A 13,933-nucleotide genomic window follows, 5' to 3' on the forward strand; every position below is an offset into this window, starting at 1 on the left:
TGATCCGCTAAGTTCAGTACGTACGAGATTCGCAATATAGGCCGATCCAGTGTAAGCGTACGGTAAACACCTGCTTGACCTGACTCAGGGCGCGCGATAGTGAGTGGCCATTCAATGTCGAAGCCCATCTATCCCCTTGCAATGATAAGCAGCCCTCCAACCATCATGCCGCCGCCGATGACCTTCGCCGGGGATAGTGTTTCGCCCAGCAGCAGCCAGGCCAAGAGCCAAGCGACGACGACACTGCCCTTGTCGATCAAGGCAACCGTCGAGACTTCGCCAAGCTTGATTGCCTTGTAGTAGAAGATCCACGACCCGGCGGTGGTCACGCCCGACAGTCCCAGCCAAAGTGCATTGCGCCACGTGAGAGCGCGTATTTGGTCCAGGGGAACCAAGACGGCGGCCAACATCAGGACGAACGCAAACACGAAGCAAGTTCGCACTACCAATCCCAAGTCACCGGAAATCCTCGAGAGCCCGCCAGCAAAGCCCGTGACGATGAGCAGCCGCCACGCGACCGGGATTGCGGGATTGGCCCCGAAGTAGGCAATCGCCAGTCCGACCACGTAGGCGGCGATCAGATTGGCTGCGAGCGTCCCGAGCGGCAGCGCCGGCACGAGCGCGTTCATGGCCAAACTCAACAACCAGCGGAGCACAGCGCCGAAGGCTGCGCCCACGCTGATGGCGGCGATGGAAGTCAGCATGATTTAGGGGTGCCGGTTGTCGACTTCGGCGCGCTGGCGGTCATCGGAAGCTCGCAAGCGAACGGCACAGACCGCACCTTGTGCATCTCCTCCACGTGCTCTTGCATGAAGGCCCGAAGCCGCTCTTCGGAGTCGAGCAGCTCCAGACACTGCGGATGCCGCATGGCCTGGCCCTCGAGGTGGTGGTGCGTGAGCCGCTCCCCCGGCAGGTAGCCCGAACTGACCGGATACAGCAGTGCTTGTTGAATACCTGCGCGGCGAGCAGCGCATGCCGCCGATTGCGAATGCGTTGCTGGAGCATTTGCGGGAGTTGCGCCGCAGTGGGAGGTTCATCCAGAGTAGAGGCGGCGATCATGCCAGCTGCGCCATCGACTCCTTATGCACGACTAGTTTTGATGGCAGCTTGACAGAAGTCGACCAGTCGACTGCATCAAACATTTCGCGCAAAGACGGAGAACATCTGCGACATCTTTGTCGCAGTTTTGTCAATACGCATCGGCTGTCCTGTACACTCGCCATCACAGAACACCATGAACTCAGCTGCAAAGATTTTTTCTGTGAAAGATGTCGTGGGGCTGCTTGGAGCCGAGCGGCGTGATGTTCAACGGCTCTTGAACCGTATGGACCCGTATCGTCGTGGTCCGGCGGCGCTCGAGCGCCGGGCGAGGGGTCTTAATTTCGCATCCCTGGTACACCTGCACGTTCTCATGCGCTTGCGCATTGCAGGGTTGGAGCTTGCACGACTGGAAGCCGAATCAGCGGTCTTATATCAGCAAGTGACTGCGGCAATTAGTGGCAACGCGAGCGCACTGTATGAGTTTAATTTTCCCGCTTCGCCCCTCGAGGATGGCAGCACTTCGTCGATCGCAAATGGCGTAAGGATTTCCGTCGACTTGCAAGAGAGCATAGACGCGGTGATGCAATACGTGGGCGTCGCGCAACCCGTGCAAAGGCAACTGCCGATGCTCGTAGCGCTCCAAGTGGGAGCCCGTGGATGAGCAGGTCGCTGCGTGAGCGCTTGGTGCAGTTGGGTGCGGCAGCGGAAAACATTGTGTTCTTCGCTGGACAGATAGACACGCCACTTCAATACCTCGACTTGGTACGTTTGTCCAAAAACGACGAGCAGAGCGTCCGACCCGACTGCGTGATCGAGGTGGCCGGGCAACCATTCCTCTACGTTTACGATGGGTCGCGAGTTGGCAGTCCTTGGAAGTCTGAAGAGTATTGGAAAGCTATCAAGAGCACGGTCGCGTCCCGCGCAGATGCGCCCTACGTTGGCGTTTTGACTCTGGAAGCCTTCCACGTGTGGCAAGTGGAGGCTTCTCACAAGCCGCTGGATGCCTATCGATTCGAACTAGCCAACACCTTCAATCCCGTCATTCCAGCATTGATCCAGAACGAGGGATCGCAATTCTTTCCCAGGAGCGGTAAATGGCTTGATGAGCGTTTGTTCTCGCTGTTGTGGCTCACAGCGACAAGCATTCGCGAAGGCTGCCCAAAGCTGACTGACTCAGACGTAATTTCTCTTGTGGGGCGGGGACTGTTCCTGCGCTTTCTCGCGGACAGAAATTACCTCGAACGCAAGACGCTTCTCCAGGCTGTAGACAGCTCGGCTGGACTTGCAGAGCTATTCCGATGGTTGGACGTCGAATTCAATGGAAATCTGCTGCCGATCGAGTCGCTACGTTACTCGGATTTCGATCGTTCCTCGGATTTCACTGCCACAGTGGTGCCGGCCTTCGGGCGAATCATGTATGGCTCGATGACCGCTCAATTGGAATTTGGGTGGTCGGACATTCGCTTCCAACACGTTCCCGTTGATCTGCTGAGCCAGGTGTATGAGGCCTTTATGCACCGCTACAGGAAGCGCCAGGCAAAGGACAAAAGCGTTCATTACACGCCGCGCCGAGTGGCCCAGTTGATGGTTGACCAAGCATTCCTTGGGGTAGAAGACAAAGCCCACAGCGAGTTGCACGTCCTGGATCCGGCCGCGGGTGGCGGCGTCTTCTTGGTGCTGGCATATAAAAAGATCATTGAAGCCCACCGATCTGAACGGGGGGAAGTGCCCAATGGACGCGAGCTTCGGCAGATACTTTATCGTCAGATTCGCGGGTACGACATCGATTCTGATGCACTGAAGTTTGCCGCGCTATCTCTGTACCTGACCGTGCTGGAGCTTGAGCCTGAGTTCGCGTACGGCAAATCGTTGCCGTTTGAGGATTTGAGCAATAAGTGTCTCTTTGAGATGCCTGATGGATCGGCACTGCTGGGTAGCATTGGCTACCTTCCACCCGAAGGCGACACAAAATTTGACCTGGTCATAGGGAATCCGCCGTGGACACGGGTCACGACTGCGGCCAACAAGGTCATCGAGAAGCACATGAGCGGGATAGCCTCCCGATTCCAACTGCTCAAGCCTGGCTCGAAGGTCAAGAATCGCCGCAATGCACCCGACGTCGCTTTCTTGTGGATGGCGACCCAGTGGGCGCGGGAGGGTGGGATTATTGCCTTCGCAATTCACTCCCGCCTGTTTACCCGAGCAGAAGACACCGAGACCCGTGAGTTGACCCTTCGGGTAGCGCAAGTGACCGGCGTGGTGAACGGAAGCTTGCTGCGCAAGTCTCGTGTCTGGCCTGGCGTGGCAGCGCCGTTTGCGCTGTTGTTTGCGGTCAATCGCCAACTCGAGGAGGACTACGATTTTCAGTACTTTGCACCTCTTCCGGATTTGGAGCTGAATGCCCAAGGGCTCTTCAGGCTGGATCCCCAGGAGGCACATATTGTGGGGACCGCTCAGTTAAAGCGCAGCCCGTCTTCGTTGAAGTCTCTGTTGCGCGGCTCGGCCAGGGATCTGTCGGTGGTGGACAAGCTGCGCGCGGCAACCAGACTCACTGTTGGCAGCTACTGGGCGTCCAACGACTTGGTTTCTAGTGATGGATACCAGTTGGCTGGTACTTCACAGGACGCTGCCGCCATCCTGCATTGGCCCAACTTAACGGCCCGGGCGGTGGAGTCGTTCAGCGTGACTGTCGGTAACCTTCCGCGCTTTGACAGGAAGAAAGTCCATCGCGTTCGCGATCCTCGCACTTATCTTGCGCCCTTACTCGCTGTGAGCGAAAGTCCGCCGACAAACCGAGATGCCAGGCCGGCATCGTTGCTTTGCCTGAGCGACATGGCCTATAGCGAGTCCTTCGTGGGGTATTCCGCCAGCGGTCTGTCAGACGAATTGGCGCAGGACGTTGTTCGCTGGTTGCATGTTCTGACCAGCAGTTCGCTCGCGCTCTATTGGTACCTGATGACCAGCGCCAAGTTTGGCGTTGAACGGGACACGATTCTCAAGGAAGACATCGACTCGCTTCCTTTCGTGCCGCCTGACCGTCTCACCTCCCAGCAACGCATAGAGGTGCGACGGCTGTCGGCTTCCATAGAACGTGGCGAGTGTCCTTGGGATGAAGTCGATAGCACAGTGGCACGCATTCTCAAGCTCTCTGTGGTTGATCGCGCGGTCGTGTCGGACACATTGGCCAGCGGTTTGCCATTCACGGAGAACCAGCGGATTGCCCAGCTTGTCCCTTCTTACGATGAGCTTTCCGAGTTTTGCGAACAGCTGGAGCGGACCGCCAACGAGGTGCTGGCAACGACGAAGCGCGCGGTGCGTGCTCGACCAATTGGCCATCGGTGGAGTCAGTCGTTCGGCTGGCGCTTTGTGAAGCTTTCGTTCTCGGGCTGCCGCGATGAAAAGTCCAACGCGGATGAGCAGGATGAACCACTCATGGCCGCTTTCGCAAAGATCGCTGCGAATTTCCAGACACCCAGGGTGATCGTGAACACCAAAGCCGGTGATGTGGTGGTGGGCATGCTCGCACAGCGGCATTTCTGGACTGCTAGGGGAATGATGACTTTGTTGGCAGAGTTGTTTGGAGAAACTGGGCATGGCTAGCGGTCTCGTACGATTGGCTAGACCGCCTCAACAGGCGCCACGCTCGTTCACATGGGATCCAGCGATGGTCCTTTGGGTCGAGCACCTCATCAAGCGGTCGTGGAAGAGGGTTAGGCCGCACGTGCATCTCAAAGGTCCCGTCCGCGAGACGAAGCTCAACACGCTGCTACGTCGAGAAATGCTCAAAGAGCTGGAAAAGCTGGTGGCAAAGGGCAACCAGTCATTCTTCACCATCGTGACATCTTCTGAAGAGGTCCCGGACTACATGGGTTCTCTCGTCGAAAACAAGCCGGACTTGGTGGTCAGGATCGATAGCTACAGGCATCAATGGAACGCACTGTTCATCGAATGCAAGGTCCTCTCCAAATCCGCCACCATATCGGCCTACGGCGTCGACGGCATGGCTCGATTCGTCAAGGGCAAATACGCGTCGACAATGACGCACGCCATGATGCTCGGCTACTGTGTGGGGCCCGATCAGCTCGCCAGCAACGCCCGCAGCTCTCTCGATCGCTACCTGAGTCGATCTAAGCTCAAACGATCCCTCGTCAATACTTCAGCATGCGACCTGGGTAGCAAGGCCGCGCGCCATCTTGTAGTTACAGAGCACAAGCGATCGTTCAAGTTGGGATCGCATGCTTTCAAAAACATCAAACTCCGGCATATGTGGCTTCAGGCCCGCTGAGCGTCCCTAGACAAGGACGACGATTCAAGACCTTGTAGGCTCATCTTTGAGAATGGGGCAATGGCGTGCAAAGTGGGGCAATGCAACGTGAGGGGGGCGACAAGAATGAGGAATCAAGAAAATGTGCTGGTGCAATTTGAAGGTGAGCAGCGCAGGAGGGTGGAGCGCGTTGTAAGCAACGAACGCGAGTCAAGTGATCGCGCCAGGAAACGGTGCTTTTATCGCCGCGTAAGTTGGCCGATTGTCGCGGAAGGATTGCTCCGCATGTTCCGACTAGCGGCCGACGCGGCGAATAAGGAACCATTTTGGGAGCAACTGTATGTTCGGCTAGACGCCGGCAGCAGAAGCGTAAGTATGTGGTTCGGTAAACATCCCATTGCAGGCATAGTAGATGACGACGTTGAGGTCGGCGCGTCAATGGTTGTCTCTCAGGATCCGCGCGGCGGCGTAGTTGTGTTGTTCTTTCCCTGCGAGTCACTGAATATGCAGCAGGGCAAGCCTACGGTTATTTGGGGATACCTTGACGGGCCTGAGCAACTAACCGAAAAGACGAAGCATTTGATGCAGCGTGACTTCCTGCGGTACGGCCGCGCAACGAGCGGGCTCATGGCGCCGAACGCAGCAGATCGACGTTTTGTCGAGTTGCTTGAAGAACGAAGCCGGGCTATCGAAAGTAATACGGCTCTGGTCGGGCTTCATCCATGGGCAATCGGCACCCTCATCTTGGGATCGCTGGCAACGCTAGCGCTGTTCCTGACATGGCTCAAAGCAGGTGATGGAGATTTCTGGGAGCCGTTGACCGGCCTCGTTGCCCTTATGACCGGGTGGGTGGCTGTGGGCGCTCAGAATCTGGGAAAGAAGCGGGACGGCTCACGTGCCAAGGCGCTCACAGCCGAAGACGCCGAGAAGGCAGAACGAGATCGCAGGCTGAAAGAGCGGCAGAGCGCCAATCGAAAGAAGGCGGTGCCATGTACGCTTCCAAGTATCAAGTACAAGATTCATCTCGGCATTGGGCACGCGGTACAAAAACTGTGACCCCCTCGGCCGCTCACCGGTTCTCCTCCCATGCTCCACACTCTCTTATGGGGCTGACGCAGCCGCCACTGAGGTTCGTACTGAGTTAAGACGCTAGCTGGATATGCCGACGGAACAAACAAATCGACTCGGTAGAAAGTTGAGTGCGTTTCGGCGATCACACTCAACCCTGGCATGTCCCGAGGCGGTCGAGGTCGCGTAGCAAGTCGAATCTGCATTCGTGTATGTACACTTCAATCTAAAGAGCATTCCGTTTTTCAGTTAGTCAAATAATCAGGATATAAATATGGGCGGATCAGGCTCCGGTGGCTGGACACCAACATCCTCAAGTGATAAATGTGCGACTTTGGTATTTGATGCGCAGCTGAATTCCCCGCAGCCTTCCGCTTTGGCCACTTTGTTGCAAGGTGAATACTTGTCCGTCGAACTATCTGCACTACCCAGACAAGTGGTGCAAGTCTCCAAAAGCGGGATGGTGGTTGGCGCATTGACAGGAACTCAGGCCCCCCAATTGATCAACTGCTTGCAGAATGGTTATTCGTTCAAAGCTGAGGTTGTGAATGTGACGGGCGGAATGTGCACCGTCCGCGTGAGTCCGTTATGAGGCCGAACATTGGCGTTGTAGGCGGGAGCTACGAAGAGGAGTGTGCATTTCCTCGTCGACGTATTTTTCGTGGAAGTGGAGGGCGCGCGGCTGCGCTTCTATCTAGCCTTGACGTTCAGACCGACCTGCACACGGTTATCGGAAGCGCCCACTCTGCCCAGGCCGAATCCTTGGCTAGTCACCTTGGCTATGTATTGCGTCCCACAGCATCAGACCAATCTGTGTGGTTTAGGTATCGGTTTCCACTCGGGAGGCCTGAGCTATATCCGCCACAGCCTATCGTCCAAAATCAAAGCCAGGTCACTACTGAGCAGGCATTGGTCTTTGGTATGGTGGAAGGTAGACCGAAGGTCATCGCCAAAAGGGCTGTATACGACCCGCAGGATGGTAGTAAATCTCGGCACTTTGAAGATAACGGTTCAAGCGCCGATGTGCTGGCCCAAGTCGTTTCATGGTCCGAAGGGCGGGCCTTGACAGGATTCAAGGACCCAAAGGACATCGCCGCAGCTTTGCTGGCTAGACCAAGTACCAGTGTTGCCATTATCAAGTGCGGACCTCAAGGCGCACTGGTTGCTACACATTTAAACCAAGCTTGGGTGCACTCATTTCCAACAAAGAATGTGTACAAGATTGGCTCTGGGGATGTGTTTTCGGCCTCATTTGCTTATGGATGGATGTGCCTCCAACAAGCTCCTGTCGCTGCGGCTTGGTTCGCATCACGATGTGTTGCTCATTATGTTGAGCATGGGGTGGATCGGTTGAATGAGAAATTGGTCGCAACTTTCATAAGTGAGGCCAACGCGGCACATGCTAAGCATGGAGCGGGGGAACGCCGGTTTATACCCGAAGGACAGATTTACCTAGCAGGCCCATTTTTCAACGTTGGTCAGCAATGGGTAATCGACGAAACTCGCGGCGCTTTGCAGGACATGGGTTTCCGTGTCTTTTCGCCCATTCACGATGTGGGAGAAGGGCTGGCAGACGATATTGCTGGAGCTGATCTGAAGGCCTTGAATGAGTCACTGGTGGTTCTGGCGATTCTTGATGGGGGTGACCCTGGCACGCTCTTTGAAGTTGGCTACGCAAGGGCTCGTGGTATCCCCGTTGTGGCCGTAGCGGAAGACGTACCGCCCTCAGCATTAACTATGCTTGAGGGTTCTGACTGCGACGTCGTTCAGGATCTGACATCAGCCATCTATAGAACCTGCTGGACCCTGATGGGCGATGTCTAGCCTATTGCTCCTGTCAGGAGGTATTGACTCCATTTGCCTAGCCGCGAAGTATCGACCGAAAGTTTGCTTGACGGTTGACTATGGACAACGTGCAGCTCAGGCAGAGATCAATTCTTCCAAACAGGTGTGCCACAGCCTAGGCTTACGTAGCACCGTGCTGAACGTGAACATTGGCGCGCTCGGGAGTGGTCAAATGGCAGGCCAGACAACATCTCCCGTATCCCAACATGTTGAGTTTTGGCCATTTAGAAACCAGTTTTTGGTTACCTTGGCTGGCATGCTTGCCCTCAGGGAGCAGTGCACGCAAATCTTGATCGGTTCGGTTTCTACCGATCAACGCCATTCGGACGGAAGCGCTGCTTTTCGCGACCTTCTTCATCAGCTGCTGCGCCTTCAAGAGGGTGGGCTAGAGCTCCTTGCTCCAGCGGCAGATATGACCAGCGAAGAACTGATAGATTTCTCTGAGATAAGTCTTGACGTGCTGTCATGGGCGCATTCATGCCACACCGGAAATCTTGCGTGCGGTCACTGTCCTGGGTGCAACAAGCATTCACAGGTCATGCAATCTAAAGGGCTGGACCGTTAGTTCAAGGTTCACTACATCGCAAAAGAAAGCTGGTGTGGCTTTCGTGCCCTGGGGGAATTTTTCACCAACTGGCCAGATTTGAACTTGACCGCATCGATTGCGCACGATCCCAGTGTGCGCATGTGGCTCCAAACAATGCAGTCTAGTACAGAGGGGCGTACCTGTATCGCATTGCAAAAGTCGATGTACCGTTGCTCCATTTCCTCATAGTCCTTCTCAACCGTATCTTGCTCAGAGAAAAGATCCAGCAAAAGGCCTGCTCGGACTACATGGATATCCAGAATAGCTACTTCATCCGAGTCCAAGTAATTCCGCGCTATGAAGCCAGCGGTCTTGTGACCGCAACCTTTAATTTGCAAAAGTGAATCACGAAGCGCCCTGCCACTTCCGCACTCAATATGACCAGCATCTAGATGGTTCATAGCGTCTGCTAAAAATTTGGCCTTCTGATTGGGATACCGGTAATGAACTTCTTTGCCATTCACCCACAATGGTGTTTTTAACGTGTCAGTCCACACATCAGGCTCAGTACAACGCTGCTCAATGAGTCCACGGCTGCGACATGTTTGAAACGCTGCGCCCGCGAGCTCTGCGGTAATTCCAAAGCCGCTGAGCATACAAAAAGCGATCTCTTCAGCCAACGATCTTTGAGAGTAATACGGTGAGCTCACAACGGTGTCGAGCTGATTCATCCAGACATGCGAGACCCAGTAAGCTGGTGTGAACAAGCAGTAGTGTTCACCCCAGGCGATATCGTTCCAAACGCGAACATTTGGGTCGGGAAGGTCTCGTTGAACCATCTTCCCCGCCAACTCAAACACCACGGTCTGGGTCATTGCATTGCACCTTGAACGAGTTGCTGACCCAGCCACGAATGGATGGAAGCACGCTCTTGTGCAGAAAGGTTGAGCAAGCGCTCTTTGAGTCGATGCTGGCGACGTTTGATAACCTCCCGCTCGCGAAAACCACTTCCCATATATCTGTCATCGTGCAGGTGGTTTGGCTTTGGGAAGTTGAACCAAAGACTTTCTTGTCGAGGTCCTATGTGACTCTGAACCATGAAGCAATGCTTGTTCCAGCCTCTGAGCATGGTCTGGTAAAGGGCGCAGTCGTACCCAGAGATCATGACTTTGGCTGGGACGTTGTTGAGCAAAGTCAGCAGCTTTTCATGGTCCTGCTCCGTGTAGTCATGCCTGTACACCCGAGAGCGACGTCGCGTGGACGGGTGGTATGGAGGGTCGACATAAATCAACGTATCCTGGTCAAGCTCTACTTGAGCCAACCAATCTAATGCGTCAGCGTTGACAAGTTCGCACAGCGCGTTGAACGCATGCCCATAAGACCGAATCACGCAGCTATCGATCTCCAGGCCGATCTGAATAGGGGCGGGTCTTTTATGTCGCATGACAGCCCCACCACCCAGGTGCGATTCGATGTACCTCAAGTGAGGAGGCATCAGATTGATGATGTGTGGGTATGCAACCCCTTTACCGCCGTCGTATCTCATGGCGGGAGCATCGCCAAAAATGGCGATGGTGTCAACTCAAAAACCCGCCTCGAAAACAGAAATTCAGACGCCCCAAAAATGCTTCGTCTTTTAGTCAGTGGAAATCAGGTGCCGCGGCTGGGCGCTGCTGCCGAGTGTTCCCGCGCATTGCAGGGTTTGTTGCAGGTGCTGCGTCAATGGATCCGCATCGAGGCTGCTCCATGCATCCTCATTAGCAGTGAAGCGAGATCTAGTGGATCAGGTCTCCCCGCCAGTCGCATAAACTCTTGGCGTGAAAAATTGATAGATATAACCATACGGCTAGCCAGCGTGGCTGTCTTGCAACCTAACCGCCCGCAAAGGGCTCTCTGACCGCGTGAGTTCTGCAAGTTTTGATCGCTTCCCTGTTGATGGGCGCCTGTACCGCTTGATCGCCACGGGCCGGAAATACCCATCCCCGACGCCCGAGAAAACACGGCGTGTAATGGTGTATCTCGCAGAGATGGAAGAGTTGGCGACTGGAGACGCCATCTACGCGCGCCGGGATGACGGTTCGATCAAATTTCTGGTGATCGACGAGGCTGCCGGCTCAATCCCCAGCCTGATCCTAGGTTCCTTCTGGCGCGATCGGACACTTCAGCCGGACGACCTTCAAAACTGGGTACAAGTGCGAGACGCTGACCTGCCCCAGCAAACATGGCAGCTGACTACGGTAGGTGCCCTGGGTCTGTCGACGGACTTATCCCTCGGTTCCAAAGACTGGCCTCTGACAGGAACTGACGCTGCAGGGCGGAGAATCAGTGTGGCTGGTATGCCGGTCCTCTACGGACAAACTGCATTGGGGTTACACGTTTACATCCCCTGCCACGAAATCTTCCGTCGTTTCTTTGGGGTCACCACTGAATTGGCCAACGCCCTCGTGAGTGGCGCCTGGGCCAGCGAAGTTGGCAACTTGGTCAATCTGGAAACCACACGGGTTACGGAGGAAGGCGATTTCGAAATAGAGCCTCTGGTGAGCTTGAGCAATGTGGCATGCCGTGCGATAGCACTTTTTCAGACGTCTCCTCACGCGCTCACCCAAGCCGCTCAGATATACGTCAGGATTCTCAATGCTGTTAGACGAAGGGATGACTCTCCATGGATCGAAGCCTGGCCACCATGGAAGGACCAGGAAATGCGGGTTTCATTCATGGGTGAGCCGCTCCCCGGCGGAGGAGTGCTTGTGCTTTGGATCCACGATGCGCAGTTCCCCAAGCTTGCATACCCCATCACTCGCCTGACGCAGCAGATCATTCTGAAATCTGAACCGGAGGCTCCCACGGGCCCAGTCGAGCCATCGCCACATTCACAGCCAGATGAAGATGATCCACCGGTCATTTCCAGGCCACAGGACGTGCGGCCCATTGGAAGAGCGCTCCACATAGGCATCCAGGACACGTGGAGTGAATTGGAGCCTTTAGGTCGCCGGGTCATTTCCATCAAAACCCTACCGTACGACCCAGACAAGCCCAAGCGCAAACGAACGCCGCGCAAGAACAGGGTGGGAACCGGAAAGCGCAGCGGACAGGGAGAGGTACCACCAGGCTCGCTCAGCAGCGAAGACCAAGTTCGGATTGAAGACCGGTTTCGCGCGCTGGCAGAGTGCTTTGAGTTGATGGTTCAGAAAAAGCACTTGCTCTCGTTTGCGCACTATGGACTTGTGAACTCAGTGGAGACCCCGTCAGCCACCTACTGTGCATTGCCAGCCAACATAGGCGGGACGGACCGGCCTTGGGCTTTCGTCGACGAGCGGCCCCGGATGTGCTGGGTAGTCGAATTGACCCGATCAGATGGAAAACTGTTCTATTGGCTGGAAACCGAATCCAGGGGCGAAAAGCACCATCGGGCACTTCTCTTGCGAATGCAAGCTAACGCTTCCCTGCCTGCCGCCACCTTGGACACTCTCCTCAAGCAAGTGGTTCTTGGTAACGGTGTCTGGAAAACTAAAAATCTCGCTGTCAACAACGACGCCTTCGCTACGTGCACCGTCAATCACCGCTACAACGACGGAATGGTCAAGCCTTCGCTCGTACTGGACAAGATGGAAGAGCTCGCGGGCATACCTGTGTCCTGAGACTCATGCATTGAGTTTGTCCAAGTGGTACTGCACTGCCGCAGTGCTCAAATGATCCGAAGCCATACGTCCGGGAAACACCCAACTCTCACCGGATTCCTGTGCCGATGATGGCCTCGCTGCCATTTCACGCATCAGTGCGGCGACCTCCTGCGGGGCGTCGACCCACTCATCCTTCAAGAACACCTTTGCTCCTGACGCAGAGAGCGCCAACTGGTCCATGCGCAACTGAAGCACATGTTCAAGCCGGGCTCCAAACAGGATGGAGACAAGCTTCGCAATCAGCGGCAACCGTTCATGGCGGCGTACTACGTGCTCAAGACGGTCCTGAATCCTGCGTACCTCCCTGGCGCGATGCGCCGCTGTCGGTAGCTGGCCTGCCTTCTTCTGAATCTGAAGACGCAACGAGACTGAACCAGTTGCGCGAAGGTAGGAGACGAATGCGCTGGCCGAGGCCGTCGATCCTGGAGACTTTCTCAGGTACTGCTCCAGTGCGGTGTCGGACAGGTAGGCGGCACGGCTGACCTGGCTGTGTTGCAGAAGCTGTATTGCCACGTGCAGATAGACCTTGATGCTCCGCAGCGACAGCGGCTTTTCTTTGGCCTGCATGAAGCGATAAAACCCCCGCACATCCGACTCCCAAGACTTCCCTGCGACCTCCAGCAATTGACGCTCGATCAGCCGCTCGAGAGACGTTTGAAGCCGCTCGTGGTTGTTGGCAGTCAACAACCCAGTTTCGTTCATGTACTGCGCCAGAATGCCCATCGACCGGATTTCCTCTGTCGTGAACAGCTTCTGCAGGAATTTGTCGTCGATGTCACCGCCAGTCACTGAAACGGCGTTGTCGATACGCATCAGAGCCTGTGCATAGCGAGCGAAGCCCGCAGCCACCTTGCTCTCCCGGCCACTGCCGTTGGCCCATCCCACGAAGGACAGTGTCAATTGCTGCGCCTGTTGATCGCTCATCAAATCAATTGCAGCTTGCGCCTTCACCCAATTGGCACGTTTGATGCCGCAAGCAAAGCAGCGTGCAGTGCCCGTTCCACCCACAGTGACCCCGCAGTCAGGACAGGCGTGAGTCGCGTCCAGGTTCTCGGCACATGCCTTGCACAATGGCTCGCGTGACAGCAGCATAAGAAACACGGTGCGGTGTTTTGAGCACTGCTTGCACGTCGCACACGTCTGATCACGGACACACTGATCACACATGCGGCCGAGCGCTTCCATCCCACTGACCCGGGTAAGGCGCTGCGTGGGCTTCTCGCACACTTGGCAGGGTTTGGCCGATCGGAAGTACCTTGCGCACACGGCACATGCGGCCTTATCGCCGACACGCAGTGCCGCGCGAGGCGTAGGTTTTGCGCAGCGAAGGCACGTCTGATCCTTCAGCTTGCAACTGCGGCAGACAGGCCGCTCTTCAGCGCGATGGCTGCGCGCTGTGCCGCCACAGATGTGACAAGTGCGGATAGGAAAAATCCGTGGATAGCAGTTCGAACAATAGCTGACGCCCAGATGCACGCGGTGCGCCTTTTGCATCCCACGCTCGCATTC

The 13,933-nt window shown here is 55.8% G+C and carries 10 protein-coding genes; 6 read left to right on the plus strand and 4 right to left on the minus strand.

Annotated elements, in window-relative coordinates; all coding sequences use genetic code 11:
- Nucleotides 1-128: 128 nt before the first annotated feature.
- A complete protein-coding gene (locus C8D04_RS15990) occupies nt 129-704 on the minus strand; it encodes a CrcB family protein (RefSeq protein ID WP_116005721.1) in 576 nt (191 codons plus the stop codon).
- A gap of 530 nt (nt 705-1,234) precedes the next feature.
- Between C8D04_RS15990 and C8D04_RS16000 the strand changes: the two genes are divergently transcribed.
- The 5 genes from C8D04_RS16000 to C8D04_RS16020 all read left to right on the plus strand — a co-directional run bounded on the left by C8D04_RS16000 (nt 1,235) and on the right by C8D04_RS16020 (nt 8,197).
- The gene (locus tag C8D04_RS16000; RefSeq protein ID WP_133243649.1) at nt 1,235-1,702 is read left to right on the plus strand and encodes a hypothetical protein; all 468 of its coding nucleotides are present in this window, start codon (nt 1,235-1,237) and stop codon (nt 1,700-1,702) included.
- Nucleotides 1,699-4,641 (plus strand): N-6 DNA methylase, encoded by a 2,943-nt coding sequence (locus tag C8D04_RS16005; RefSeq protein ID WP_116005724.1) that lies wholly within the window; start codon nt 1,699-1,701, stop codon nt 4,639-4,641. The genes C8D04_RS16000 and C8D04_RS16005 overlap by 4 nt, the downstream gene beginning before the upstream one ends.
- Nucleotides 4,642-4,762: 121 nt before the next feature.
- A complete protein-coding gene (locus C8D04_RS16010; RefSeq protein ID WP_133243650.1) occupies nt 4,763-5,326 on the plus strand; it encodes a hypothetical protein in 564 nt (187 codons plus the stop codon).
- 105 nt (nt 5,327-5,431) lie between these two features.
- The gene (locus C8D04_RS16015; RefSeq protein ID WP_147301772.1) at nt 5,432-6,361 is read left to right on the plus strand and encodes a hypothetical protein; all 930 of its coding nucleotides are present in this window, start codon (nt 5,432-5,434) and stop codon (nt 6,359-6,361) included.
- Nucleotides 6,362-7,282: 921 nt separating this feature from the next.
- Nucleotides 7,283-8,197: a PfkB family carbohydrate kinase gene (locus C8D04_RS16020; protein ID WP_199563021.1), complete on the plus strand. Its 915-nt coding sequence runs from the start codon at nt 7,283-7,285 to the stop codon at nt 8,195-8,197.
- A gap of 597 nt (nt 8,198-8,794) precedes the next feature.
- On the opposite strand, the gene C8D04_RS16030 is transcribed toward C8D04_RS16020, so the two are convergent.
- A complete protein-coding gene (locus C8D04_RS16030) occupies nt 8,795-9,619 on the minus strand; it encodes an 8-oxoguanine DNA glycosylase (protein ID WP_116005729.1) in 825 nt (274 codons plus the stop codon).
- Entirely contained in the window at nt 9,616-10,290 is a 675-nt protein-coding gene (locus tag C8D04_RS16035) for a DNA adenine methylase (RefSeq protein WP_116005730.1), read from the minus strand. Before C8D04_RS16035 ends, C8D04_RS16030 begins: the two co-directional genes overlap by 4 nt.
- A 355-nt stretch (nt 10,291-10,645) precedes the next feature.
- Between C8D04_RS16035 and C8D04_RS16040 the strand changes: the two genes are divergently transcribed.
- Complete coding sequence (locus tag C8D04_RS16040) at nt 10,646-12,382, plus strand: hypothetical protein (protein ID WP_133243651.1); 1,737 nt, start codon at nt 10,646-10,648, stop codon at nt 12,380-12,382.
- A 3-nt stretch (nt 12,383-12,385) separates the two neighbouring features.
- Here C8D04_RS16040 and C8D04_RS16045 read toward each other — a convergent pair whose 3' ends face one another.
- Nucleotides 12,386-13,516, minus strand: coding sequence for a hypothetical protein (locus tag C8D04_RS16045; protein ID WP_133243652.1), 1,131 nt, complete (start codon nt 13,514-13,516; stop codon nt 12,386-12,388).
- Nucleotides 13,517-13,933: the final 417 nt, after the last annotated feature.

This window comes from Simplicispira sp. 125 (assembly GCF_003096555.1).
Classification (GTDB): Bacteria; Pseudomonadota; Gammaproteobacteria; order Burkholderiales; family Burkholderiaceae_C; genus Simplicispira.

Coding starts and splice junctions, on each gene's coding strand:
- C8D04_RS16035 (WP_116005730.1), bottom strand. CDS start 10,290: ATGAGATACGACGGCGGTAAAGGGGTTGCATACCCACACATCATCAAT.
- C8D04_RS16005 (WP_116005724.1), top strand. CDS start 1,699: ATGAGCAGGTCGCTGCGTGAGCGCTTGGTGCAGTTGGGTGCGGCAGCG.
- C8D04_RS16045 (WP_133243652.1), bottom strand. CDS start 13,516: ATGCTGCTGTCACGCGAGCCATTGTGCAAGGCATGTGCCGAGAACCTG.
- C8D04_RS16030 (WP_116005729.1), bottom strand. CDS start 9,619: ATGACCCAGACCGTGGTGTTTGAGTTGGCGGGGAAGATGGTTCAACGA.
- C8D04_RS16015 (WP_147301772.1), top strand. CDS start 5,432: ATGAGGAATCAAGAAAATGTGCTGGTGCAATTTGAAGGTGAGCAGCGC.
- C8D04_RS15990 (WP_116005721.1), bottom strand. CDS start 704: ATGCTGACTTCCATCGCCGCCATCAGCGTGGGCGCAGCCTTCGGCGCT.
- C8D04_RS16000 (WP_133243649.1), top strand. CDS start 1,235: ATGAACTCAGCTGCAAAGATTTTTTCTGTGAAAGATGTCGTGGGGCTG.